Below are 22,966 nucleotides of genomic sequence, written 5' to 3'. Positions count from 1 at the left end.
AGCAGGACGATAAAGGCAAACCGGACGAAAGTCCGGGACGCAAAGCCGACGGGCCTAAGGAGGATTCTCTAAGGCGGCCGGGTTGCCGAAAATGGTTGGAGGCGAAGCTGCTCCATCAACATTCGGTAGACTACACTTCTTAGGAGGAACTGTATGTTGAAGGAAAGATATTACTCGACGGTGGAGTATTTTGACAAATTTGGCAAAGTGAGCAAGCAGATCGACATCTATTGCGAGCTCGGCAAAAAACCGACTGTCGGCGATTTCGTCGAAGCGTTCAAAAATTCCGGTCATGAAGTGGAGCTTACCGATTTCTTGAATCTCACCTTCAAGCCAAGACAGCCGCTGGCTACTTCCGTTACGTCGATTAAAGTAGTCCGGACGATCAAAGATCATACGTTCAAGCCTTGTGCTTGCTAATAGAGGAAATATGGAAAGACCGGCAAAGTCCAGCCTTCGGATGAAGGTTGAGCCTTGCCGGTCTTTTTTGGGTAGATCAAAGTTTCCACCGTACTAAAACGGGGATGGGGCCATCTGCTTGTCGAGTCAGCAAGTGCCGCAAGTGCCGCAAGTGCCACAAGTGCTCCAAGTGCGGCAGTACTGCAAAGTCGCCTATCGTGGGCGGCCGTTTAGCTTTAGCCTGTTGTCCAGCTCCAAGCGGGGACAGAACCGAATAAGAGCGGTTTGTGAGGCTGTCGATTCATTGTGGACAACCAAGTGGAAAGGGAAAAGATTACCTTCTGGCGAGTTTTGTCTGGAATCCCCTACCTTACAATCCTTATTCAATCAAGGGATTCCGGACAACCTGTTTGAGCAGAAGAAGGTAACTTTTCACTTGGAACGGTCTTGCTAACACTTCTACACAATGAATCGACAGTCTCGTTTGTATGCTTTATTTTGTCCGAAAACTGGCCTGGACACGGAATAAGAGCGATTAGGAGCTGTTAAAATCGGCGAAAAGGGTGCAGACGCGACCAGTTGGTTGAAATAAGGGGTGCAGACCGCCTCTATTCGTGTTAGTTATTTGAAAAGGCCGAAAATAGGGTACTAAAGGCTCCTATTTGGTTGGTTAGAGTTGGTTAGTTAGCTCATTAGTTAATTAGTTAATTAGTTAACTAGTTAGCCAGTTTGCCATTTAACTAACCCGCACATATGTCGTTTCAGCGAAGACAAAACGCGGTCTGCTCGCAAGAACGAGGATGCAGAGCCGAGGGTTACGGCTTCCCGTTTAACCGCTCGCCCTCGGACGGTTCGGTTCCTGCGATTCGTTTCTCGAAGGAGGCCCGCCAGTTGCCCGACAGCTCCTCTACTGCCAGCAGGGCGGCAATGCCGTCCAGGTTGATCTTGTCGTGATGTTTGATCGTGTTGGCGTATTGAACGGTTATGCCGAGCGGGTGCCGGCGCTCCAAGGTCAGAGGGGCGTTCCGGTCGAACAGTCCCGGCGTCAGCACGCGGCAATAAAAGCCGGTGTAGCCCGTATGCTGCACCCGCAGCGCGAGGTCCGGGATATCGTATTTTTTGGCCAGCTTGTGACACGGCTGCCTCGGCTGCGTCACTTGAAGCCGTACCTCTCCCGAGGCGTAAATATCGCCGATGCACACCCGGTCCTCTGTCATGCCGAGCACCGTCAAATTTTCCCCGAACGCCCCGTAATGCATAGTCCGGTTCAACTCGCGCTCCCAGTAAGCATAATGCTCGAACGGATAGACGCATACGGCTTTGTCCGGCCCCCCGTGGTGGACGAGATCGGCCTGGCCGTCGCCTGCAAAATTGGTTGCGGTCAGCAGGACCGGACCTTGCTCCGCCGGCTGCTTGAAGATCCCCGTTTCTACTGCGGCGCCTTTGTAGATGAACGACTGCGGTTTTCCGACATTAAGCGATACGATGCGAATATCCATAACTCCGATCTCCTTTATACGATCCTCTCTGTACAGCATACACGCTGAGAGGATGGCCATCAACTCAAGCCGGCGGGAGATCAGCGTATTTCGTTGCGTTCCGGACTAAGCTCGTATAGGGTCCGGTCTTGACTGTCGTATGCGATCAGTTTGTCTTGGGGATTCCATGTCGATGAACGTGCCGGCAGCGCCCGGATCACTTGATAAAGGCCATTTTGCACCGTGACGTCCTGGGATACGCCGTCCTGCCAGACGACCTGCAGTCTGGCGATCGCAGGATCATTTATTTGGCCGGAGTAGTAAAAAAACCTGTAGTCCTCTATTGTGGTCATCCCTCCGCGGAAATCTACTTTAATTCCGGGATCTAGAGGCATCCGGAAGCTGCCTCCGCCTGGGTTGCTCCATAGCATTCCGAACTTGCGCGCGACAAAGATCCGGTGGTACAGGCCGTTCTCCCGGTCTGCGAGCAACACGGAACGCACGCCGCGTTCGCCCGGGTCTACCGATACGATAGCTGCGTCGGGCAGCTCCATTCCGCTTAACGCCTGACGGGTCACGCTTGTAAGTTTCCACGGTTCGGGTCCGTAGGAAGCTCTGGCGATAAACGTCAAAGCGGCCGTTATGAGGAGCCAGCGGATCAGGTGCCCGATCCAAAGTCTCGGCTTTTTACTCGCCATGGCGACCGCTCCCTTCCAGCGGGATATGAAACGCGAACGATTGTCCGTAGGCCGGTTCCCGATTGCGGATCGTTACTGACCGGATCTGATCGGGGACATTTTTATATACATAGTACCCTTCGGTCCGCAACACATTATGGCTGCTTCCTCCCCCTGAATATTGCAATGGCGCCCCGGAGTCGGTCTCGATTTGAAGGTTGGACGGCAGTTTGCTGTATGGACCGAGTCCGGTTCCCGTCATATAGACGCTCAGCTGGCCTTCGCGATAAATGACGCCGTCTACGCGAAGCTTGCTGTCATAATACGTTTGGCGATCCGGACTTCCGGGGTAAAAGCTCCCTTCCTTTTTGGCCTGGTTGATGTCGCGGCTGAAATGATGCATGTCGGAAAAGGGGATGACCATGGGGGCAAGGTACAGGACGAGGAGAATCAGCAGCATCCATTCCACAGCAGCCGTCATTTTTCTCATCGTTCGGTTCACCGCCTTCATTTGCTCTTTTATAATAGGACCCGCGAAAAATAGTGAGGTTGCGGGCTGAAACGGATTTGTGCGAAAAGTCCGGCATACCGGTGCAGGCGATTATGCAGGGGAGCCGGGCGGATGCCCCGGGCCAAACACCCAACGAGCGCATACACTGGTAAGGGGATACGATCCGACCGATCAAGGTGACTGGAGGAATTATAGATGAATTACGTCGTACAGCCCGGTGATACGCTGTATTCGATTGCGAATCGTCATGGCGTATCGGTGCAGGCGATTATTCAGGCCAACGGCCTTGCCGCGCCGGGAAATATTTATGCCGGGCAAAGGTTGTTTATTCCGCTGCCGGTGCAGCCGGGCTTTCCGTTTCCGCCCGGGCCGTTCCCGCCGGGACCTTTTCCTCCGGGGCCTGGACCCGGACCGGGGCGCCCGCTCGAGCAAAGGGTTTCCCGTCTGGAAGCGGAAACCGATCAACTGCAGCGGCAGCTCCGCCGCACGGACAACGAAGTCGAACGCCTCGGCCAGCGCGTCAACCGTTTGGAGGAGCGAGTCCGGAGGCTCGAAGGGCGTTAAGCCGACCAGGCCAAAAAGAAGGGCGCTCCCCTGGGGAAGCGCCTTTTTGCATGGTGTCGGGATGTTCTGTTCACATCCGGTCCGCTGCTTATTTGCCGAATAACAGCCAGGAGCCTTTCACCTTCTTCAGCAGATGGACGACGGCCCAAGGAACGGTGAAGATCAGCACAATATTGCCCCATACGGCGATATGGTAACCCGCCTGTCCGACAGGCACGCTCACTAGCGTCCCGTAATAGGACATAAGCGCCACGTGTGTAAAATAGATGCCGAACGAGGCTGCGCCAAATGAGGATAATACGGCGGTGAGGCGCGGAGCGTTCTCGACGCAATGGCGGCCGATCCAGATCAAAGCCATCGCCACCAGGGTCGGGTACAGATTGAACATCAGCTCGTACTCCCACGCCTCGACCCGCATGCCGCGAAACGCCTGCAAGGTGATCAGCAAATAAATCAGGCCCACCGAGGCGGCCGCGGCGGTCATCCACCAGATGTTTCGGTTCAGCCAGCCGACGAACCGTTCATAATGCATGCCGATCGATCCGCCGATACAGAACACGGCGAAATACGTAATGAACAGCCGGTCGCCGTACTGCAGAGGCGTATCCTCGAATTGCCGGTACACGAAATAACCGGCTTGGACGAGTATGCCGAACAGCCATAAGTACCGGCCAAGCGGACGCCACAGTTTAACGAGGGAGATCAGCAGCGGGAAAAGGGCGTACATCTGCATGATGATGACCATAAAATACAAATGGTAGGCGGCCAGCCCCCAGGGAAGCAAATCGGCGAATTGGCCTAGAGAGAATTGGATTTTGACCGTAGGGTCGAGCCACTGGTTGTACATGTAATAAAAAACGGACCAGATCAGGTAAGGGATCAAAATAAACTGCAGCCGTTTCCGGTAGAAGCCGGGCGTACGCCGGACGGTCCATGTGTCGGAGTAACTGTAGAACAAGACGAGTCCGCTTAAGAAAATGAACACCGGCACCGCAAAAATGCTCAAATTGTTGATGGCGAAATAAAACGTGCTGGACCGGGAGCCGAGCGGCAGATCCATTCTGGAGGAAGATGTCCCGTGAATGAGAAGTACGGCCGCGATCGCCACCGCTCTCACGATGTCCAGCTCCCATAGTTTTGGTTTGCTCAAAAGAACCGCTACCTTTCGTAGTGAATCAGCGATTGCCGCCAAATCCTAAGTATACTTGAAACCGGCCGGGATTCCCATAGAAATCGTGGCGGATTCCGGGAGATTCCGGGAGGGAGAGAGCCGTATGACCGAGTGGAAAACCAAGGAGCAGATCGCCCGGATGGCGAAGGCAGGGGCGGTGCTCGCTTCATGCCGGCGGGCGCTGAAGCGCTACATCCGGCCGGGAATATCGACGCTGGATATCGACCGCTTCGTCGAACGGTTTATGGCCGATCATCGGGTTACGCCCGAGCAGAAAGGATATAACGGCTATCCGCATGCGACGTGCTCCTCGGTTAATGAGGTCGCCTGCCATGGTATGCCGGACGACAAACCACTGAAGAGCGGCGATATCGTCACCGTTGATATGGTCGTCAACCGGTCCGGCTGGCTGGCCGACTCCGCCTGGACGTATGCGGTCGGTGACGTGCCGGCGTCTTCGCTCCGGCTGATGAAAACCGCCAAAAGATGTCTGTACGCCGGTATTTCCCAAGCCTGGCCGGGCAAAAGGGTCGGCGATATCGCTGACGCGATACATCGGGTTGCGAGCGCCGGCAGTTACTCGGTTTTTGCCGATTTTACCGGCCATGGCATCGGGCAGTCGATTCACGAGTGGCCCCCGGTCCCCCACAGCGGCAAGCAGGGCCGCCGGGTTCGCCTGGAGAAAGGGATGGTCATAACGATCGAACCGATCCTGACAGCGGGTACACCCGAAGTGACGATCGATCCGGACGGCTGGACCGCGAGGTCGGTGGACGGCAGACGATCCGCCCAATACGAGCATACCGTCGCGATTACCCGCTCCGGTCCGCTGATCCTGACGCTCCCTAAGCCGAGACTGTATGTCCGGTAGGCTGCAGCCCGGCCTGCCAACTGATGGTACGGGAGCCGTTCCCCGTCTAATCGTTTCGCCCGCCTTTCACATCCGATTCTCGCCTCTATCGCCTTGTGGGATCATGCCCTTAGCTTATCCGGCCCTTCTGGGCGTTATGCCGGATCGGAGTCTCCCGTCTGGCGGCGTTCCAGCCATTTGAGTGCCTCGCGCTCGCTCAGCGGCGAAAGCGCATGGTTTGCGACAAACCGTTGTACGGCGTCCGCATCCGTTTTCGAATATTCGCGAAGCGCCCAGCCGATCGCTTTACGGATAAAAAACTCCGGGCTGTTCTTCGTAAGGCCGATGTAGCGGAACAATCGGTCGGTGTCGGTGTTTTTCTTGTACTTCAGCTGATACAGCAGGGCTGTCCGCTGCAGCCACATATGATCGCACTCGATCCAGCGTTCCGTAAGAGGACCGGTCAGATGGGCATGCCGTAGCAGCAGCGGGCCGATCAGATTGGAGGCCAGGGCATCGACCGTATCCCACCACGATTTGTGCACGACCAGCGACTCGAGCAGGTCCAGATGACGTTCCTCCAGCCGTTTGACGTGCTTGGCAAGCAGGTCCAGAGCGGCATACTGATACTCCCGCTGGGGCAGCTCCCATAACGCCCGTGCCGTTTGTTCGAGCTGATCCGCGCTTGGTGATTGGATCCGGGACAACCACTCTTTGACGATCGCGCTTCGTACGGGCGACTTAATTCCCCAGAAATCGAACTGTCCGCGCATATAGGCGGTCATCGCCGCCGCCTCGCCGGGGTTTGAGGCCGCCTCGAAGCTCCTCTGCAAGTCGCAGGTCCATTCCTTCATCGTGTTGTTCCCTCCATAGGCAAGAATAAGAGCTGGCAGCCGAGACCTGTCGTTTGTGAATACGATGCCAAGCTAGATTTCGAAAAAAATGGCGAATCGTGGCGTTACCATAGTTCCTTTGGTCTAAAATCGGATGTGAATCAGTTCGACGAAGCTCCGCGCATGTCCTGCCCGGGGAACGGAAATGTTGGCGTCCGGGACGACCTTGCGATACAATGCAGCTATACAGCCGCTTAACAGACAGGAGGAACGAAACATGAATATCATAGTATTGGACGGGTATACGCTGAATCCCGGCGATTTGAGCTGGGAAGGGCTCGAAGCGCTCGGAACGGTGACGGTCTATGACCGGACGCCTGCTGAATCGATCGTCGAGAGAGCGAAGGGAGCCCGTGTCATTCTGACGAACAAAACGCCGCTTCGCGCCGAGGTGCTGAAGCAGCTTCCGGAGCTGCAATATATCGGCGTTCTGGCAACCGGCTACGACGTGGTCGATACGGCCGAAGCGGCGAAGCTGGGAATCACGGTAACGAATGTGCCGGCGTACAGCACAGCTTCGGTTGCCCAATTAGTGTTTGCCTTGCTGCTCGAGTTATGCCAGCAGGCCGGCTTGCACAACGAAGCGGTCCGGAAAGGCGAATGGGCGGGTTGTCCGGATTTCAGCTTTTGGAAAACGCCGCTCGTCGAGCTGGCCGGCAAAACGCTCGGGGTTGTAGGGATCGGCGGCATCGGCGAGAAAGTAGCCGAGATCGGACAAGCCTTCGGCATGAACGTGATCGCTACGAACCGCAGCGGCAAACGCCCGGCGCTCGAAGGAGTGCGGCTAGTTTCGATCGGGGAGCTGTTCCAGGAAGCGGACGTCGTTACGCTTCATTGTCCGCTGACTCCGGAGACGGAGGGGCTGATTCAAAAAGCGACGCTTTTGCAGATGAAAAAGACTGCGTTTCTGATCAACACCGGGCGCGGTAAGCTGATCCGGGAAAGCGATCTGGCCGATGCGCTAAATGAGGGCGTGATTGCGGGAGCCGGACTGGACGTGTTGTCTTCGGAACCGCCTGCGGCGAATAATCCGCTTCTGTCCGCCCGCAATTGCATCATCACCCCGCATGTAGGGTGGGCTTCGTTTGAAGCGAGAGGACGATTGATGGATGTGGCGGTAAGCAATGTGGCCGCTTTTGCCGCCGGTTCGCCGGTTCATGTTGTAAACCGTCTGTAATCGCACGGATAGAATGGGGGAAGCGGGATGGAGAGGTACGAGGCCGGCAACGGGACGAGCGGACGAGGGACTAATTTCCGCGTGGTGGTGGCGCCGGATTCATTCAAAGGCAGTTTGTCGTCGGTAGATGCAGCGGAGGCGATCCGCTCCGGTATTCGGAGAGCGGTTCCGGATGCGGAGGTCGTCATCGTGCCGATGGCAGATGGAGGAGAAGGCACGGTGGACGCGGTACTGGCGGCGGCCGGGGGCAAGCGGATCGAGGCGGAAGTGACGGGCCCGCTCGGCGAGCCGGTAAGAGCGGCGTACGGACTTCTTCCGGACGGGCGTACCGCAGTTATCGAGATGGCGGCGGCTTCCGGGCTGCCGCTTGTAGGGACGAACGAGCGCGATCCGCTCAGAGCGACGACCTACGGCACGGGACAGCTGATTCGCGATGCGCTGAATCGCGGCGTACAGCGGATTCTGATCGGTCTGGGCGGAAGCGCTACGAATGACGGCGGCATGGGCATGGCGCAGGCGCTGGGCGTCCGGTTTGCGGATGCGGAAGGCCGGGAGCTTGCAGCCGGCCGGGGTTGCGGGGGCGAACTGGAGCGCATCGCCTCGATCGATGCGAGCGGTCTCGATCCCCGGTTCGCGGCAGCGGAAGTGACGGTGCTGAGCGACGTCACCAATCCGCTGTGCGGCCCGGACGGGGCTTCGCCCGTATACGGCCCGCAAAAGGGCGCGACGCCTGAGATGGTCGAGCAGCTCGACCGCGGCCTCGCCCATTATGCGGAGCGGATTGCGGCATTGAATGGCAGGCAGGTCGCGGAAGTACCCGGCGCCGGAGCGGCGGGTGGCCTAGGGGCCGGGCTGCTCGCCTTCGGCCGCACCGAGATGCAGCCGGGCATCCGCGTCGTGATGGAGCTCGCCGGTTTCGGGCGGGCGGCCGAAGGTGCCGCGCTTGTCATTACCGGCGAAGGCCGGACCGACGGGCAGACGGCGTTCGGCAAAGTGCCGGCCGGCATCGCGGAAGCGGCGGGCGTGCACGGCGTGCCGGTTGTCTGCCTGTCCGGCGGCTTGGGCGACGGCGCGGAAGCGCTGTATGACCGCGGCATCGCCGCGCTGTTCAGTATCGCGAACCGTCCGATGACGCTGGACGAGGCGATGGGCGATGCCGCCGTGCTGCTTGCGGAAGCGGCGGAGAACATCGTCAGACTGTACCGCGCTGGTCTGGGAGCGAGAGCGGGGGACTAAAGCGGTAGTGTGCCGGCTGGCGGGATGCGGAAGTGAAGGTAGAAGACTGGACGGCAAGCTAAATGCTAAACGCTGAACGCGAGAATGCGTCAATGCGTGAATGCTGAAAGATGTATGCTGACGCTGAATACGTGACGTTGAATGCTGCACGTTGAACGCTGGATGCTGAGTGCTGAATGCTAACGCTGAATACGTGAGTGCTGCACGCTACACGCTGAATGCTGACCGATGACGGCGAAATAAGAGCTACTTACCGCTCTTAATTTGAACCAAAGAGTAACATTCTGCTAATTAAGAGCGGTTAGAGAGGCTGTCGATTCATTGTGGACAACCAAGTGGAAAGGGAAAAGATGACCTTCTGGCGAGTTTTGTCTGGAATCCCCTACCTTACAATCCTTATTCAATCAAGGGATTCCGGACAACCTGTTTGAGCAGAAGAAGGTAACTTTTCACTCGGAACGGCCTGCTAACACTTCTACACAATGAATCGACAGTCTCGTTAGAGACTCTTATTCCCCTCAGAAACGCCGAATTTAGCTGGAACGCCAAAAATAAGAGCTGCGAACCACCCTTATTGCGGGCCGAACTGCAATTTTCGGCTGAATAAGGGTGGTAAACCGCTCTTATTTTAATGGACAACCATGGGAGCCGCCGGTTTAAAGGGAACGGCGGAAAACCGTGGCTTCATTTTCCCAATCGTTACGACGGGAGATCTGGTTTGATGCCGTGATGATCGTATCGTCCGGCGGGTCTTGTTGTTCAGCGTGCATCCGCTCAAAGCTGCCGCCCGAGATCACCTGAGATCACTGAGATCACCAAGATCACCAAGATCACCCGAGTCACTGAGATCCCCCGAGATCACCGGAATCACTGAGCTCACCTGAGATCCCCCGAATTCCCCCGAACTATCCCGGTTCACCCGAACTTACTCCGACTTCCCCGACTTTTCGCCACGCACGGTTTGTTCCGAGGCTTCTTTCTCGACGACGTCGTTGACGAAGGCCATGTCCTGGTTTTCCGCCTTCATGTGGGCCGTTCCTTTGTAGTTGCCTTTGTGGGTTTTGTTTTCCATCGGATTCTGCTCCTTTTTCCGGTATAGATTGCCGAATCGGCGCGTACACGTAATACTGTGTGCATCCGGGAACAGGATTATGCGGGAGAGCTGCACAGGAGGGGGAACGAATGTTCTTGCCGCTAGATGAAAGAGAAGTGAAGGACGGACGGGGAGGGAGGAGGGAAGAACGCGGGGGCATCGTTCCAACTGTGGAGGGTGCAAGCCCGAGATTGGGCAGCCGACGGCGATCGGTCACCACACGCCGGGAGTCGCGCGGGGGGGCGGTCCGGCGGGACACTGCCTGCGCCTTTATACGATACGAAGGATGGACAACGGCGTGTAGACCGCAAGCTAAGCGACCGCTCGCAGAGGTTCACTGCCCGTTATAACGAATAAGCGTTTTTTCTTTTTTGCACTTATTTTCCTTTTCCCTTTCCTTTCCATTTGCGTTTCCGGTTTATCGGTCAACTCCAAGAGCCACGCCGCGGTGCGATTAGCTCCAGTCCCCCCAAATAAGCGGTAATGCAAGAAAAGGCATCCTTCTAATACTCCGGCAGGAACAATCGAGCGATCTTCTATGGGCTTTCCCGGACCGGCATGATACAATAGCAACAGTCTACCGAAGAAGAAAGGGTGAAAATCGATGGATCTAACGATCAAATCCGAGGCGAATGTGGCATTCATGATTGAGCAGATCAAGGAAAGGCTGAACGTTGTCGCAGCCCAGTCGATCAAGCCGGACCATTTCGACATCAATAAGTATGAGGACCTGGTGGATATGTACGATGTCGTCATCAACAAACGGCATTTCAGCATCCGCGAGATCGAAGCCCTTTGCGATGAATTGAGGCAGCTCAAAAAGTAGCGCTATTCTTCGGGCTATTGAAAATCGGCCGATTACGCAAAAAATAAGAGTCCGTTCACGAGACGGACTCTTATTTGCCTAGCTGCGGACCGCTGCCGCCGCCCTGACTGTCGCTGTCCCGCATGCTCCGCAGCCGGTCCAGTGGGTAGAACGTGCCCCGCCAATAGATGCCGCCGCGGCGAAGCGTCAAGTAAACCGAACGGGCCAGGACGACGATCAGCATCCAGACGGCTGCAGGGAGCGCCCATGCTTCCTTCCCGGAGTCTTTCGACAGCCGCCTCGTGCTGGCGACATATAAACCGACCAGGATCGCCGCGCTTGCCGCATAAGCGAAACCGCCCCAGGTCGGAAGCAGCAGCAAGCCGGCGAACGGGCCGAAGAAGGCGAGCAGCTGGCCGAGCATCCCGAAGACGGCCATCGGCAGCCGGTAACCGAAGCCGGAGAACAAGTTTTTCTCCAGCCCTTTGACAGCTTCTTGCAGCGTCGGGTACCATTCGACCTCCAAATGGTTTTTGCCGATCAACAGCCGCTGCTTGAACCCCGCCCGCTTGACCAGCACGCCCAGCCGAAGATCGTCGTCGGGACGCATCGCCAGCGCCCGGTGGGTGCCGATAGCTTCATAAGCTTTGCGGGTAATCAGATTAAAGGCGCCGATTCCCGTTCCGAACTTGATCTGGCGGTCATCGTTGGCGCGCCACAGACGAAGGAACAGATTCAGCGAGAACATAAAATACTGCACGAAAGCGCGTAGCCAAAAGCTGCGTGCGATCATAAGCGGCGTCAACGTCAGATGATCGGCTCCGCTCGATTCGGCGTAGGAGAGAGCGTCCCGTATGGCCGTAGAGCGGAAGCGGACGTCGGCGTCGGTGAATAAGAGATAAGAGCCTTTGGCCTGCAGATAGCCTTGGTACAGGGCGTGGTTTTTGCCGAGCCACCCTTCCGGAAGCGCCGTGATATGGACAACCTTAAGCGGGATTGCGGTGGACGGTCGTTTCTCGGACCAGCGCTTCAGCTCGTCCAGCCGTCTTCCCGTACCGTCCTGGGAACGATCGTTAATGGCAATAATTTCGAGCCTGGGGTAGTCCTGCTCCAGCAAGTAACGTACCGTATCCGCGATCGATGCTTCTTCTTCCTTGGCGGCGACGATGACTGATACGAGCGGTGTTTCCCCTTTCCGTTTCGCTGCCGGGGCAAAAGGAAGCGGCCGGAGCAGCTTGAGCCCGGCCGAGGCCGACAGCAGCATGACCAGCCAATACAATAGCGTAACAGAGCTCAGAAGATCAAAAAATCGCATGGTCGTACTCCTTCGGATGTAGGTACGGTATCGTTTATTCATTGTAACACACCGGTCGGGAAAGCCAAGCGGAAGGAGATAACGAAAGGGGAAGCGAACGTGAACGGGGATACGATCCGGCATAAAGTCAAAGGAGAAGAGCTGACGGATTTTTTCAAGTACATTCGGGAGCAGGGGGCGGTCACGGACGACCTCGTATTCGTCTGTATCGGCACGGACCGGTCGACTGGGGATGCGCTGGGACCGCTAGTGGGTACGATGCTCTCCGAGATGGGGTACCGGCATGTGATTGGTACGCTCGAGTCGCCTTGCGATGCCAGCAATTTACTAAGAAGGCTGGGCGAGATTCCGCCGGGCAAAGTGACAATCGCTATTGATGCGTGTCTCGGGCTGCCTGCGTCCATCGGATATTTTCAGGTGGCCAATCAGCCGATTCATCCGGGGAAGTCGGTCGGCAAGACGCTCCCTCCGGTCGGTTCCTATTCGATTGCGGCGATCGTGAATACGGCCGGCCCGAAACAATACTGGAAGCTGCAGAGCACCTCCTTGTACCGGGTCATCAGCATGGCCAAAGAAATCGCCGCAGCCGTCCGCTGCGAATTCCCGGTATGATCCCGATACCGGCTGAATCCGAACAGGCATAAAGCCAGAAGAGCCCCTCCGGCGGAAACGGCTTTGTTTCCGAATCAGGAGCGGGCTCTTCGTCTTAACCGGTAATAATCGCCGATGCGGCCGAACAAGGCGTACGAAGCGATTGTCAGCAAATAAACGGCGAACACATTAAAATAGTGGATATCGCTGACAACTTCGATCAGCCATACGGGAACGCTCAGCATGAACAGGAAGATGTTGTCCGGATCGAGCCCGGAATAGTTGAACAAACAGAGGGCACAGCCGATTAGCGTCATGACCAGGGTTGCTTTATATTTCATTGTCTCTAGACCTCCTGAGCGAGCGGGAGAGATGGGCTGAAGCGGTGCTTGACGCTTTTAGTATTCGGTTTTGGCGGCGTTTTATTCGCGGGGGGCAGAAACCCGGAAGCAAGCGGCTGATAAGGCGCCGGCGTACGCTATTGATTCCCCGCCTTCCTGCCAATCGGGGATTTGGAACAGGAAGATGTTTACAACAATTCCTTTCTAAAATTTTGACATTTTCATTACAAATCGCCCAAAAAACGCGCGCCCCAATTGAGGGTAAGCGCTTATTGTAAATGTAAGGAATCTGGTATACGATTGTCGAAAGACAGGAAGTATCATACAAAAGACACAGATATTTCGGGAGGGGACCGTAATGCAAGCAAAAGGCAGGCAAGTACGATGGAGGATTCGACAAAAAATGATTGCCATCTCGCTATTGCTGCTGGCCGTACCTACGCTGGTAGTAGGACTTGTCAGCTATAGCGTAGCCAAGGCGGAGACGGACAAGCTGATTGAAAGCAAGCTGCAGACGAACGTCAGGATGGCGATCGAGATGATCACCCTGATGGACAAGTCCGTCCAAAACGGGACGATGCCGCTTGCCACCGCTCAGGAGACGGTCAAAACCTTGCTTCTTGGAGAGAAAAAAGCCGACAATACGCGCCCGATCAATAAAAATATCGATATCGGCGTAAACGGCTATTTCTTCGTTCTGGACGACAAAGGCATGCTGCTGGCGCACCCGATGGTCGAAGGGGAGAACATCTGGGACAAAAAAACGAGCGATGGCTATTATTACATACAGGATATGGTGAAAAAGGCGCAAGAGGGCGGAGGCAATACGTACTACAATTGGCCGCTTCCCGTCACCGACAAGGACGCCGCCCCGAAGGAAGCGACGAAAATCTCCTATGCCGAGCTCGATCCGACGTGGAACTGGATCGTCTCCGCCGGCTCGTACCTGCAAGATTACAACGCCGGTCAGAAGCGCATCTTGTCGGTCATGGTGATCACGCTTGCCGCGTGTCTCGCAGCCGGCGCCGTTATCATCTGGCTGTTCGCGCAGCATATATCGCGCCCGATCGCGCAAGTAGCGCAGCGGACGAAAAAAATCGCCGAGGGCGATCTGACCGCCGGCGAACTGGTCATCCGCAACAGGGACGAGATCGGTCAGCTCGCGTCGGATTTTAATGTGATGAACGATCATCTGAGAACACTGGTGATGCAAGTGCAAGGAGGGGCCGAGCATGTGCTGTCCTCGTCGGAGGAGCTGTCCTCTTCGATCGAGGAGACGACGAAAGCGTCCAAAGACATCGCCGAGTCGGTTCATCAGATAGCAGCGGGTATGGAGACGCACTCCCAATCGACGAACGAAAGCTCAAGGGCGATGGAGGAGATGGCCGTCGGAATCGGCCGGATCGCCGAAACCTCCTCGCAAGCGTTCGACGCTTCGCTGAATACGTCCAAGGCTGCGGAGGAAGGAGACGTATCGATCCGGAAGGCGGTCGATCAGATGAACCGGGTCAGTATGACGGTCGGGGAGCTGTCCGATATCGTCCGCAAGCTCGACGAACGGTCCAAAGAAGTCGGGGATATCGTGCAGGTTATTACGAATATAGCGGCCCAGACGAACCTGCTTGCCTTGAACGCCTCCATCGAAGCGGCAAGAGCCGGCGAGCAAGGGCGGGGCTTCGCCGTAGTGGCCGGGGAAGTGAAGAAGCTGGCCCTGCAATCCGAGCAGTCGGCTCAGGAAGTGATCGTCCGGATCGAAGCGATCCAAAAAGATATCGGCTACGCCGTCGAGACGATGCGAAAAGGCGAAGAGGAAGTGCGAGAAGGAGCCGACCAGACCCGGGAGACGGGCGAATCGTTCAAGCGTATTCTGGATGCGACGCGCAGCGTTGTCGAGCAGGTGCAGGATGCGTCTTCCGCCGCGGAGCAGATGTCCGCAGGCTCCCAGGAAATATCCGCCTCGCTTCAGGAGATGGCCCGGATCACGGCCAGCGGAGCGACCGGTACCCAGACGATCTCGGCGTCGACCGAAGAGCAGCTGGCTACGATGGAACAGCTGGCGCTCCAGTCGGAGCAGCTTAGCCGTCTGGCCGAGCAGCTTCAGGAATCGGTCGCCAAATTCAAAGTGTAGAGGAACCGTAAAAAGACATCTTTCCAGCTTCCGATGTGTCGGAAGCCGGAAGATGTCTTTTTTTGGTCCGGGCCGCAAGACCCGGGTGCCTAGTGCTTAGTACGAAGAAACTGACCGCGACATCATGTGCCTGGTTGGTGGCGGCGATAACTTGCCGGGCAGTTAATAAATCCAGCGGTCTCCCCATTCCTGTACCGCGTTCATGACGGGACGAAGCGCCGTACCTTTCTCCGTCAGCTCGTATTCGATCCGGATGGGCATCTCGGGGTACACGTGCCGCACAACGATCCCCGCCTGCTCCAATTCCTTAAACCGCTCTGTCAGCATCCGGTCGCTCATATCCGGAATCATGGACGATATATCCTTGAATCGCATCGGACCGTTCATCAGCACCTGGATGATCAGGCCGGTCCAACGTTTGCCGAGAAGCTCGAAAGCCGTTTCGAATTTGGGACACAGGTGGGATTTGTGATCCGCATTACTCATATCGAATCATCTCCTAAACCAGTTCGTAAAAATATTTTAACATAGATACTTGACAAAAGTAAGCCTTACCTTGTATTCTTAACTAACTAAAAGTAAGTAACAATAATAAAGTAATAAAGGAGAGAGCGTAATGTTGGATGAAGCATTGTTGTTGATTCGTTTGGTGACCGGCCTTTTGTTCGCGGGACATGGGGCCCAGAAGCTGTTCGGCTGGTTTGGAGGCCACGGGCTGAAAGGGACGGGAGGATTTATGGAATCCCTTGGGATGCGTCCCGGCCTACAGATGGCTTTCATGGCCGGATTGCTGGAGCTTGCGGGCGGGCTCCTGTTCGCACTCGGATTGTTTACGCCGGTCGCGGCCGCTTGTATCGTGATTACGATGCTGGTCGCGATTGTCAAAGTACACGGACGCAACGGGCTGTGGGTAACCTCTGGCGGGATCGAGTACAATCTGGTGCTGATCGCCGTCGCCCTGACCGTCGCCATGTCGGGGGCGGGAGCTTATTCGCTCGATGTCCGGCTGTTCTCCTGACCTTGGCCATTATAGTCGAGAAAAAGACGGCTGATTCCAAGGGCGATGCTGCAAATTGTAGCTCCGGCTTCCGCGGTTTGTGGTATGATGATGAAGGTTTGGAATGACCGGAAACGGAGCGGAAGAGGGACGGAAGCAAGTGGGACTGACAGGCGAGATGCGCAAATTGCTTATGATGAATGGAATCGGTCAAATTATTTTTAGCTATATCGGCATTTTTATTAACTTGTACATCTGGGAAGAGTCCAAAAGCTTATTCGACGTTTCCTTGTATAATTTCTTCACCTATCTGGTCTGGGGGGCCGGGTTTACCCTTGGCGCCCATCTGCTGACCCGCCGTTCGATGCGAATCGTTTATACCTTGTCGGCCTTGTCGGGACTGACCGTATTTTTGCTGCTGTCCTTCCTGCACTTGGAACAGCGTCTTGTCTGGATCGCCTTGATCGGATCGGTGGTCGGGCTGACGTTCGGACTGTTCTACGCCGGACAAAATCTGGGCATCTCCTTATCGGGGAAAGCCAAGGAATTCAGCAGGTACTTCTCGGTCGTCGTCGTGATGCAGCAGGTCGTTTCGGTATCGGTGCCGATCTTGTCCGCGCTTGTCATTATGGAGTTCGGCTATTCGGGCTCGTTCCTGCTGATGCTGGCGATCGTAGGCTGCATGCTGGGCGCCGCCCTGCTCGTGCCGAACTTGTCGCTGGCTGAGGTGAGAGAACGGGAGGGGGACTGGTTTCGGGGGATCGGTTATTTCCGCGTCTTTCATACCGCGTCCTCCAAATGGCTGCAGGCTGCCTTTATCGCCGCAGGGCTGTTTTTCCAGTTTCAAAACTTGTTTATTCTGATTTTCACCTTCAGCATTTCCCAGGACAAGCTGATCATCGCCTTGCTGAATGCCGCTTATACATGCGCCGCATTTGCCGCGCTTTATGTGCACCGGAGAGTCCGGCTCGGCGAGGACGCCTGGATGTTTATCGGCTGCAGCGTAGTCGCACTCGGGTTTTTGGCCGCACTTGTGCCGTACTCGCCGATGCTGGTGCTGTCCAACGTATTGTCCGTGCTGGGGATGTATTATTTCGGTGTCAACTGGCAGACGAAAGTATACCGGTCGATGAACGCTTTGCCGCCGATGCAGAAGCTGAGGGTACTCGTATGGCGGGAAAATACGCTGTGCGCCGCCCGCTGCGTGATGCTGCTGCTGCTGTTCGCCCTGCCGGATATCCGGGGAGGCTGGTTTGCCGTCATAGTTGTCCTGACGATCGGGTTTATGTTCGCTGTTCCCCTCTGCCTGAGACGGAGCGAAGCTTTGGCCGCCAAACAACAAACCCATGCCGCCGCCGTTACCGAAGGAATGTCTTCGAGCGTGTAACATGTTGAAGAAGCCGTAAAAAGAGACGCCCCCGGCCGCTCGCGAAGCGGTAAGGAAGCGTCTCTTTATTGATTTATCGGAAAGTATATCGTGGGAGTGGCTCTACATCTCGGTGAACGCCAGCTTCAAAAGACGCCGGTATGCGTTTATCCTTGAGATCGACGGTACCGTAAACTCTAGACGACGACATGCAGCGCCTTGTGCACCTTCACGACCGCTTCGATAATATCGGCTCCGTCCTGATCCGACAAGATCGGCGAGATCGGGAGATATGTCGTGCGCGGGATCAGATCGACGGCCCTCGGGCACATGTTCTCCGTCACGACGACCGGTTTCTTGAACGGGTAGTTGTACGGGAAATTGTCCTTCTCCGCCGACCTTTGATGGAACAGAGCAGGGTTCATATAGACCGGCTTGCCGCCGTATAAGGCGTGGGCCTGCACGTTCTCCGCGTTAATCGCCTGGTTGAATGCAGCGGCTGCACCTGCCGTCGGGAAAATGATGCCCAGATTCGAGCCGATCGTTCCGTCCGGATCGGGACAAGCGCGGAACTTGATTCCCGGAATCTCGGAGGCGAGCGCAGCGGCGATCCGGTCATGCTGCTTGCGCATATTGCCGATAATTGCCGGAAGCTTTTTCCACTGCTCGACCATGACTGCTCCGGACAGCTCGTTCATCCGGAAGTTTTGGCCGGAGAAGGCGAACTGTTCGTCCGGGGAATCGATGCCGTACCGTGCGCGGTGGCGCACAATGCCCTGGTCGTGGTAACGGATCGCCCGCTCCATCAAGGTGAGGTCGTGAGTAACGACAGCGCCGCCTTCGCCGGACGTAATAATTTTGTTCATCTGAAAGCTGAACGTACCGATGTCGCCGATCGTACCGGCATAACGTCCCTTATACCGGACGCCGCACGACTGTGCCATATCTTCGATAACGGCGATATTGTTCTTCTTGGCAAAGGCGACGATCGGGTCCATATCGACCGGGTTGCCGAGAATCGGCACGACGATAACCGCTTTGACTTCTTCGTCGTACACCCGCTCCAGATCGTGCGGGTCGAGGTTCAAGCTGTCGTCGACGTCGCAATATACGGGAACCGCATTGCAGCACACGACCGCACCGGCCGTCGCCAGAAACGTATTGGCGGGGACGATGACCTTATCCCCGTAGCCGATCCCGAGCGCCTTCATCGCTACGACGAGCGCGGCGGTGCCGGAGGTTACGGCTAGCGCGTAAGGAACGTTCAGGTCGCGCGTCATCGCATTTTCGAGCGATTCGACCGCGCCTTTCATATCCGCCCCGTAATAACGGAACGGCGACTGGGCATAGATCACCTCCGACGTAAAGTCGGCCTCTTCCTTCCCGTATACGACCGCTCCTGGATAGTTCGGCGGCAATGCCTTGCTGCGTACGGGAGTTCCCCCGTCTTTCGCCAACTTGCTCATGGGCTCACCTTCGCTTCCTCGATGATAGATGATGGCGCTCCGGAATCTGCCGGGTTAGCGCTTGCGGATAAGTTGTATTTAACTTGTAAATATATTGTATCCGATTCTGCCGAAGGTTTCATATCTTTTATTTGTCGTTAATTCGAAAAGGGTGGCGGGAGGATCGATCCGCCTGCAAGGATAAACGCCTACCCGCGTCTTTGACGCTGGCGTTCACCAGGATTTAGAGCATCTTCCACGATATACTTTCATGATAAATTAAAAAAACAGGCCCTCGTCAGGCCTGTTCTCTAAGCGTATCGCTGCTAATCTTACATCACGCCGATGCGGGTGAAAGGGTAAAAGCGGAAGATCACTTCGCCGACCAGCTTGCTTTTGTCGACATACGTCTCGGGCCACAGATGGGCGTCGTAACTTTCGTTCCGGTTGTCGCCGAGGAAGAAATATTTGTTCTCGGGTACGGTGACCGGTCCGAATTTGTAAGCCATCGCCGTGTTCAAGTAAGGTTCGTCCGTCTTTTCCCCGTTCCGGTACAACACGCCGTCCTTCACTTCGATCGTATCGCCGGGCAGGCCGATCAGCCGCTTTACGTAGCGGATCTCCTCTTTCCCGTCGGCCGCGTGGTTGAACACTACGATGTCGCCGTGCTCGAAGGCGGTAAAAGCTTTCAGCTTCTGCACGATCAGCCGGTCGTTGATTTTAATGTTCGGCACCATGGAGGCGGAAGGCACCCTCACGGCTTGGGCGATAAACGTCTGGATCAGGATGCTAAGGACAATGGCGATTGCGAGCGGTGCGCCCCATTCTTTCAGTACAGTTTTCAACTGCTTCATAATCTGTAAGACTCCTTCCGTTTCTTCCGGAAATTCCTGGCCCGTAATCCGGTCTGTCTAAATGGACGGTCCGGCCGACAGTCCGCGGTTATCCCGGACTCGTCGATCCGATCCCTGCTCAACCAAGCATTGCTTTCCAGGACCCGTAATGGAAGAAACAAATCCCCGACGCTCCGCCTTCCTCCGCCCTCCGGACGTATTCGGCATAACTCTCCTTGGTAATCTCGTATTCCGGCGTCTTCAGCACGCCCGCATATACGGGGATACGCCCGTCCGCCTTGCGGACCTGCTCCTCTACGACCCCGGCGAAGCTGCCCGGTTCCATCCAATAATCCATCGGGCATACGAAATCGACATAACCCTTCTCCGCCCATGCCGACCATTTCTGGCCGAAGCATTCGTATTCGCTGCCCGGCGTGAGCGCTTCCCCGCGAAGCTCATTGCCGTACGGAGCGTTGTACCATACGGCGGCAGAGAGCTGGGCATCGGCGCGATAGCTGCGGATCGCCTCGCGGATCGTGCCTACAAGATCGGTGATAATCTGCGCCCGGTATTCCGCCCATTCGGCGGAACGCTCCGTAAGCAGCCACTTGGCTTTGCCGGCCGTATCCGGAAGCTCTGCCGGGATGCGGATGCCGCTATAGCTCTCGAAGCCGGCCAAGCAATTGTCGCAGAAGCAAAAACGGTGCAACCGGGACAAAACCAGCTTGTCGCCGATAGGAGGATCGTTATAGGTTTGGCGCGCTTCCTCGACGAAATAGGTGGTCGTGACACCTCCCGTCTCCAGCCGGATCGGCTGCCCGACCTTGGGTTGTCCGATCCAGTGGCCGGCGCTTTTCGTATCGATGACCAGCTTGCTGTCATAATGGTAGTATCGGATGAAATCGAGATGAATTCCGTTTAATCCGGGAAACTGCCGGAGCAGGTCCACGCACGTATCGGCCACGGTCCGGATGACGGCCGGATGCCTCGGGTCGTACATGTACCCGGTGCCGTTAATCGGCTCCTCGTAGTTGGAGATTCCGTGAGCGTCCACACAGTAGCATTCCTTATCCTGGAAGGGCAGTTCATCCTGTCCGGCCGCCCGCTGCTGGAGGGTGGAGATCATGCCGTGCAGCTCGATTCCGCGCTCTGCGCACGCCTCGGCGAGCAGGGCGATCCGCTCCTTGATCGATTCGGAGAAGCGGTCGGCGGCTTTTACATATACGATCACTTTTCCAACCCGGTTGCGCTCGCACCAGTCGGATAAGCTTGCGATTTCTTCGGCGTCTCTCGCTTCGGAGCCGAGATACAGCCATACGGCATTATGTTGCGGGTTCAAAATAGGGCTTTCTCCTCTCGTCAATCGTTCCTTTCCGGTTCCCAACCATTATACCGAACGAATCGCGCGAACGGAAATCCCTTTTTCTTTGGTGTCCAGCATGGTACACTCGAATTCGAAGGGTATGATACCACTTCACCCGCGGATACGACGCCTCTGTTACAACTGCAGTCGGGGACAGGACGGAAAGCTCATTTTTTTTGCGGCGGCTTGTCGCGTTACCGCGATTTGCGCTCACGCAAAACCGAGCCAGTAAGAGGTAAAAGGACGTTGAAGGAATGAACGAATTCGATTTCGTGATGGAATCTACGGATATCGATCTCTTTATTGCGTCAATTGACGAACGGATGGAGCTCGTATCCGCGAATGCTAAATTCAGAACCACTTATCAGATCAATCCCGGAGAAGCTCTGCCGGAACAGTCCCAACTGCGTAAGGTAGTTGCTCATGCAATTAAGCAAAAGCAAAATATAGCCGGCGTCGTCATCGAGGAATCGGCAGGGGAACATACGATGCAGTTGATTTTGTATTGCTACAGGCGGGAGACGGACCTGGGAGACCGCTATCATGCCGCGATGTTCGACATCTCTGGTTTTTTTCATTTCTACGAAATGAAGCTAACTAATGAAAGGCGCAAGCTGATCGGAGATATGGCGGCGGGCACGGCGAACAGCATCTTGAATCCGCTCGCGGTCGTCAGGGGCAGCCTGCAGCTGATCGAGACGACGCTGAAGACGAATCTGGCCTCCGGCCACTGGTCCGATCATTTTGCTTCGCGCAGTGTGGAGCACTACATTACGCTGGCCAACGATCAGGTGAAGGAGATCGGCAACTATGTGAAACGCTGGCTGCATCTGGGCAAGCCGTTCCATCTCGATCTGCGCCCGGTGCTCGTATCCTCCTTTCTGGAAGAGTATGTCCCCTCTGTGCAAAAAGAAGCGCTGCGGCGCGGTATCCCTTTCGTATGCGAATTCCCTTCCGTGGACGGGGAACTGCTCATCGACCCTCATTATTTGCAGGAAGTGCTGAACGAGTTTATGAAAAATTCGTTCGACGCCTCGAAGGCGACGGAAGAAGGCGGAGGCGTTCGGCTGTCGATTCACTTCTCCGACAAGACGCTTGTGTTTGCGATCCGCGATTCCGGACCGGGCATTGCCGATGATCTGCTCAAGCTGGTGAAGGTCCCGTTCTTCACGACGAAGGAGGATTCGATCGGTCTGGGCTTGAACTTCTGCGAGGTTGTGCTGCAGAAGATGGGGGGGCATTACGAGCTGTCCGGCGGCGAATTGGGGACGGAAGTGCGCATCGTGCTTCCGAAGATGCCGGCTGTCTGAACGGTGCGGGCAAATGCGGATGCCTTTGCGGCACAATCAGGAAACGTGCGCTGGCGACCGCCGGCCGCCTGGTTGACCGGCTTCCGGGCTTCTGGTGATTCGCTCCTGTCCCGTTCGATGAACGGCGTGTTATGTCAGCATGTCCCACAACTGCTTGCCGATCAGCAGCGCCGTGATGACGATGAACAGCGGCTTCACGTAAGCGGCGCCTTTGCGGATGGCGACACGGGAGCCGATCAGTGCGCCTGCGATCATGGCCAGTGCCATCGGCACGCCATAGTAGAAATTGATATATAGTTTTCGCAAACTCATGACTTCAGTCATGAGTTAGAAAACATCGGATAGGGCGTGGCTTATGCCACGTTAACTATCCGATACATGTTTAGGTGACTATTACAACAATCCCTTTAATGTCAAGGT

The 22,966-nt window shown here is 56.1% G+C and carries 24 protein-coding genes and 1 riboswitch; of the genes, 11 read left to right on the top strand and 13 right to left on the bottom strand.

Features of this window, described 5'->3' with window-relative positions:
* Positions 1-4: 4 nt before the first annotated feature.
* Positions 5-90: riboswitch (cyclic di-GMP riboswitch) on the top strand.
* A 63-nt stretch (positions 91-153) separates the two neighbouring features.
* Positions 154-420: a hypothetical protein gene (locus AC3Y2E_RS30635; RefSeq protein ID WP_332075733.1), complete on the top strand. Its 267-nt coding sequence runs from the start codon at positions 154-156 to the stop codon at positions 418-420.
* A 794-nt stretch (positions 421-1,214) separates the two neighbouring features.
* On the opposite strand, the gene AC3Y2E_RS30630 is transcribed toward AC3Y2E_RS30635, so the two are convergent.
* The 3 genes from AC3Y2E_RS30630 to AC3Y2E_RS30620 form a co-directional block, all read right to left on the bottom strand.
* Positions 1,215-1,898, bottom strand: coding sequence for an MOSC domain-containing protein (locus AC3Y2E_RS30630; RefSeq protein ID WP_379217101.1), 684 nt, complete (start codon positions 1,896-1,898; stop codon positions 1,215-1,217).
* Between the two features lie 80 nt (positions 1,899-1,978).
* On the bottom strand, positions 1,979-2,575 hold the full coding sequence (locus AC3Y2E_RS30625) for a hypothetical protein (RefSeq protein WP_379217100.1): 597 nt from the start codon (positions 2,573-2,575) through the stop codon (positions 1,979-1,981).
* Positions 2,565-3,044 carry a hypothetical protein gene (locus tag AC3Y2E_RS30620; RefSeq protein WP_379217099.1) on the bottom strand — a complete coding sequence of 160 codons (480 nt, stop codon included), beginning with the start codon at positions 3,042-3,044 and terminating at the stop codon, positions 2,565-2,567. The genes AC3Y2E_RS30625 and AC3Y2E_RS30620 overlap by 11 nt, the downstream gene beginning before the upstream one ends.
* A 216-nt stretch (positions 3,045-3,260) precedes the next feature.
* Here AC3Y2E_RS30620 and AC3Y2E_RS30615 point away from each other — a divergent pair, with 216 nt between their 5' ends.
* Complete coding sequence (locus tag AC3Y2E_RS30615; RefSeq protein WP_379217098.1) at positions 3,261-3,629, top strand: LysM peptidoglycan-binding domain-containing protein; 369 nt, start codon at positions 3,261-3,263, stop codon at positions 3,627-3,629.
* An 88-nt stretch (positions 3,630-3,717) separates the two neighbouring features.
* Here AC3Y2E_RS30615 and AC3Y2E_RS30610 read toward each other — a convergent pair whose 3' ends face one another.
* Complete coding sequence (locus tag AC3Y2E_RS30610) at positions 3,718-4,779, bottom strand: acyltransferase (RefSeq protein WP_379217097.1); 1,062 nt, start codon at positions 4,777-4,779, stop codon at positions 3,718-3,720.
* 124 nt (positions 4,780-4,903) lie between these two features.
* On the opposite strand from AC3Y2E_RS30610, the gene map reads away from it, so the two are divergent.
* Positions 4,904-5,671: a type I methionyl aminopeptidase gene (gene map / locus AC3Y2E_RS30605; protein WP_379217096.1), complete on the top strand. Its 768-nt coding sequence runs from the start codon at positions 4,904-4,906 to the stop codon at positions 5,669-5,671.
* Between the two features lie 134 nt (positions 5,672-5,805).
* On the opposite strand, the gene AC3Y2E_RS30600 is transcribed toward map, so the two are convergent.
* A complete protein-coding gene (locus tag AC3Y2E_RS30600) occupies positions 5,806-6,504 on the bottom strand; it encodes a DNA alkylation repair protein (protein WP_379217095.1) in 699 nt (232 codons plus the stop codon).
* Between the two features lie 256 nt (positions 6,505-6,760).
* Here AC3Y2E_RS30600 and AC3Y2E_RS30595 point away from each other — a divergent pair, with 256 nt between their 5' ends.
* The gene (locus AC3Y2E_RS30595) at positions 6,761-7,720 is read left to right on the top strand and encodes a D-2-hydroxyacid dehydrogenase (protein WP_190930488.1); all 960 of its coding nucleotides are present in this window, start codon (positions 6,761-6,763) and stop codon (positions 7,718-7,720) included.
* A gap of 27 nt (positions 7,721-7,747) precedes the next feature.
* Positions 7,748-8,956 (top strand): glycerate kinase, encoded by a 1,209-nt coding sequence (locus tag AC3Y2E_RS30590; RefSeq protein ID WP_379217094.1) that lies wholly within the window; start codon positions 7,748-7,750, stop codon positions 8,954-8,956.
* Positions 8,957-9,881: 925 nt separating this feature from the next.
* Here AC3Y2E_RS30590 and AC3Y2E_RS30585 read toward each other — a convergent pair.
* Complete coding sequence (locus AC3Y2E_RS30585; RefSeq protein ID WP_190930490.1) at positions 9,882-10,028, bottom strand: hypothetical protein; 147 nt, start codon at positions 10,026-10,028, stop codon at positions 9,882-9,884.
* A gap of 625 nt (positions 10,029-10,653) precedes the next feature.
* Here AC3Y2E_RS30585 and AC3Y2E_RS30580 point away from each other — a divergent pair.
* Positions 10,654-10,875 carry a DUF1128 domain-containing protein gene (locus AC3Y2E_RS30580; protein WP_190930492.1) on the top strand — a complete coding sequence of 74 codons (222 nt, stop codon included), beginning with the start codon at positions 10,654-10,656 and terminating at the stop codon, positions 10,873-10,875.
* A 70-nt stretch (positions 10,876-10,945) separates the two neighbouring features.
* Here AC3Y2E_RS30580 and AC3Y2E_RS30575 read toward each other — a convergent pair whose 3' ends face one another.
* On the bottom strand, positions 10,946-12,169 hold the full coding sequence (locus tag AC3Y2E_RS30575; RefSeq protein ID WP_379217093.1) for a glycosyltransferase family 2 protein: 1,224 nt from the start codon (positions 12,167-12,169) through the stop codon (positions 10,946-10,948).
* 99 nt (positions 12,170-12,268) lie between these two features.
* Between AC3Y2E_RS30575 and yyaC the strand changes: the two genes are divergently transcribed.
* Complete coding sequence (gene yyaC / locus AC3Y2E_RS30570) at positions 12,269-12,781, top strand: spore protease YyaC (protein ID WP_379217092.1); 513 nt, start codon at positions 12,269-12,271, stop codon at positions 12,779-12,781.
* A gap of 74 nt (positions 12,782-12,855) precedes the next feature.
* On the opposite strand, the gene AC3Y2E_RS30565 is transcribed toward yyaC, so the two are convergent.
* Entirely contained in the window at positions 12,856-13,101 is a 246-nt protein-coding gene (locus AC3Y2E_RS30565) for a hypothetical protein (RefSeq protein WP_332075720.1), read from the bottom strand.
* Between the two features lie 358 nt (positions 13,102-13,459).
* Here AC3Y2E_RS30565 and AC3Y2E_RS30560 point away from each other — a divergent pair, with 358 nt between their 5' ends.
* Positions 13,460-15,229 carry a methyl-accepting chemotaxis protein gene (locus AC3Y2E_RS30560; RefSeq protein WP_379217091.1) on the top strand — a complete coding sequence of 590 codons (1,770 nt, stop codon included), beginning with the start codon at positions 13,460-13,462 and terminating at the stop codon, positions 15,227-15,229.
* Positions 15,230-15,391: 162 nt separating this feature from the next.
* Here AC3Y2E_RS30560 and AC3Y2E_RS30555 read toward each other — a convergent pair whose 3' ends face one another.
* Positions 15,392-15,715 (bottom strand): winged helix-turn-helix transcriptional regulator, encoded by a 324-nt coding sequence (locus tag AC3Y2E_RS30555; protein ID WP_190930497.1) that lies wholly within the window; start codon positions 15,713-15,715, stop codon positions 15,392-15,394.
* Between the two features lie 130 nt (positions 15,716-15,845).
* Here AC3Y2E_RS30555 and AC3Y2E_RS30550 point away from each other — a divergent pair, with 130 nt between their 5' ends.
* Together AC3Y2E_RS30550 and AC3Y2E_RS30545 are read left to right on the top strand one after the other, a co-directional pair.
* Positions 15,846-16,247 (top strand): DoxX family protein, encoded by a 402-nt coding sequence (locus AC3Y2E_RS30550; protein ID WP_190930498.1) that lies wholly within the window; start codon positions 15,846-15,848, stop codon positions 16,245-16,247.
* 103 nt (positions 16,248-16,350) lie between these two features.
* A complete protein-coding gene (locus AC3Y2E_RS30545) occupies positions 16,351-17,613 on the top strand; it encodes an MFS transporter (protein ID WP_379217090.1) in 1,263 nt (420 codons plus the stop codon).
* Between the two features lie 176 nt (positions 17,614-17,789).
* Here the strand turns inward: AC3Y2E_RS30545 and AC3Y2E_RS30540 are convergent, their stop codons facing one another.
* The 3 genes from AC3Y2E_RS30540 to AC3Y2E_RS30530 all read right to left on the bottom strand — a co-directional run bounded on the left by AC3Y2E_RS30540 (position 17,790) and on the right by AC3Y2E_RS30530 (position 21,212).
* Positions 17,790-19,058 (bottom strand): DegT/DnrJ/EryC1/StrS family aminotransferase, encoded by a 1,269-nt coding sequence (locus tag AC3Y2E_RS30540; RefSeq protein ID WP_379217089.1) that lies wholly within the window; start codon positions 19,056-19,058, stop codon positions 17,790-17,792.
* Positions 19,059-19,369: 311 nt separating this feature from the next.
* Entirely contained in the window at positions 19,370-19,891 is a 522-nt protein-coding gene (lepB, locus tag AC3Y2E_RS30535) for a signal peptidase I (RefSeq protein WP_379217088.1), read from the bottom strand.
* A 118-nt stretch (positions 19,892-20,009) separates the two neighbouring features.
* Positions 20,010-21,212 (bottom strand): family 10 glycosylhydrolase, encoded by a 1,203-nt coding sequence (locus AC3Y2E_RS30530; RefSeq protein WP_379217087.1) that lies wholly within the window; start codon positions 21,210-21,212, stop codon positions 20,010-20,012.
* A gap of 278 nt (positions 21,213-21,490) precedes the next feature.
* Between AC3Y2E_RS30530 and AC3Y2E_RS30525 the strand changes: the two genes are divergently transcribed.
* Positions 21,491-22,546, top strand: coding sequence for an ATP-binding protein (locus AC3Y2E_RS30525; RefSeq protein WP_379217086.1), 1,056 nt, complete (start codon positions 21,491-21,493; stop codon positions 22,544-22,546).
* 129 nt (positions 22,547-22,675) lie between these two features.
* On the opposite strand, the gene AC3Y2E_RS30520 is transcribed toward AC3Y2E_RS30525, so the two are convergent.
* Entirely contained in the window at positions 22,676-22,852 is a 177-nt protein-coding gene (locus AC3Y2E_RS30520; protein ID WP_379217123.1) for a hypothetical protein, read from the bottom strand.
* Positions 22,853-22,966 lie beyond the last annotated feature (114 nt).

This window comes from Paenibacillus sp. MAH-35 (assembly GCF_058135425.1).
Note: the sequence above shows the minus strand (reverse complement) of the source record. Positions and strands in the feature narration are given on the sequence as shown.

Bases quoted from the DNA above. Each gene is read 5' to 3' on its own strand.
- AC3Y2E_RS30635 (WP_332075733.1), top strand. From the start codon at position 154: ATGTTGAAGGAAAGATATTACTCGACGGTGGAGTATTTTGACAAATTT.
- AC3Y2E_RS30630 (WP_379217101.1), bottom strand. From the start codon at position 1,898: ATGGATATTCGCATCGTATCGCTTAATGTCGGAAAACCGCAGTCGTTC.
- AC3Y2E_RS30625 (WP_379217100.1), bottom strand. From the start codon at position 2,575: ATGGCGAGTAAAAAGCCGAGACTTTGGATCGGGCACCTGATCCGCTGG.
- AC3Y2E_RS30620 (WP_379217099.1), bottom strand. From the start codon at position 3,044: ATGAGAAAAATGACGGCTGCTGTGGAATGGATGCTGCTGATTCTCCTC.
- AC3Y2E_RS30615 (WP_379217098.1), top strand. From the start codon at position 3,261: ATGAATTACGTCGTACAGCCCGGTGATACGCTGTATTCGATTGCGAAT.
- map (WP_379217096.1), top strand. From the start codon at position 4,904: ATGACCGAGTGGAAAACCAAGGAGCAGATCGCCCGGATGGCGAAGGCA.
- AC3Y2E_RS30600 (WP_379217095.1), bottom strand. From the start codon at position 6,504: ATGAAGGAATGGACCTGCGACTTGCAGAGGAGCTTCGAGGCGGCCTCA.
- AC3Y2E_RS30595 (WP_190930488.1), top strand. From the start codon at position 6,761: ATGAATATCATAGTATTGGACGGGTATACGCTGAATCCCGGCGATTTG.
- AC3Y2E_RS30590 (WP_379217094.1), top strand. From the start codon at position 7,748: ATGGAGAGGTACGAGGCCGGCAACGGGACGAGCGGACGAGGGACTAAT.
- AC3Y2E_RS30585 (WP_190930490.1), bottom strand. From the start codon at position 10,028: ATGGAAAACAAAACCCACAAAGGCAACTACAAAGGAACGGCCCACATG.
- AC3Y2E_RS30580 (WP_190930492.1), top strand. From the start codon at position 10,654: ATGGATCTAACGATCAAATCCGAGGCGAATGTGGCATTCATGATTGAG.
- AC3Y2E_RS30575 (WP_379217093.1), bottom strand. From the start codon at position 12,169: ATGCGATTTTTTGATCTTCTGAGCTCTGTTACGCTATTGTATTGGCTG.
- AC3Y2E_RS30565 (WP_332075720.1), bottom strand. From the start codon at position 13,101: ATGAAATATAAAGCAACCCTGGTCATGACGCTAATCGGCTGTGCCCTC.
- AC3Y2E_RS30560 (WP_379217091.1), top strand. From the start codon at position 13,460: ATGCAAGCAAAAGGCAGGCAAGTACGATGGAGGATTCGACAAAAAATG.
- AC3Y2E_RS30555 (WP_190930497.1), bottom strand. From the start codon at position 15,715: ATGAGTAATGCGGATCACAAATCCCACCTGTGTCCCAAATTCGAAACG.
- AC3Y2E_RS30550 (WP_190930498.1), top strand. From the start codon at position 15,846: ATGTTGGATGAAGCATTGTTGTTGATTCGTTTGGTGACCGGCCTTTTG.
- AC3Y2E_RS30545 (WP_379217090.1), top strand. From the start codon at position 16,351: ATGACCGGAAACGGAGCGGAAGAGGGACGGAAGCAAGTGGGACTGACA.
- AC3Y2E_RS30540 (WP_379217089.1), bottom strand. From the start codon at position 19,058: ATGAGCAAGTTGGCGAAAGACGGGGGAACTCCCGTACGCAGCAAGGCA.
- lepB (WP_379217088.1), bottom strand. From the start codon at position 19,891: ATGAAGCAGTTGAAAACTGTACTGAAAGAATGGGGCGCACCGCTCGCA.
- AC3Y2E_RS30525 (WP_379217086.1), top strand. From the start codon at position 21,491: ATGAACGAATTCGATTTCGTGATGGAATCTACGGATATCGATCTCTTT.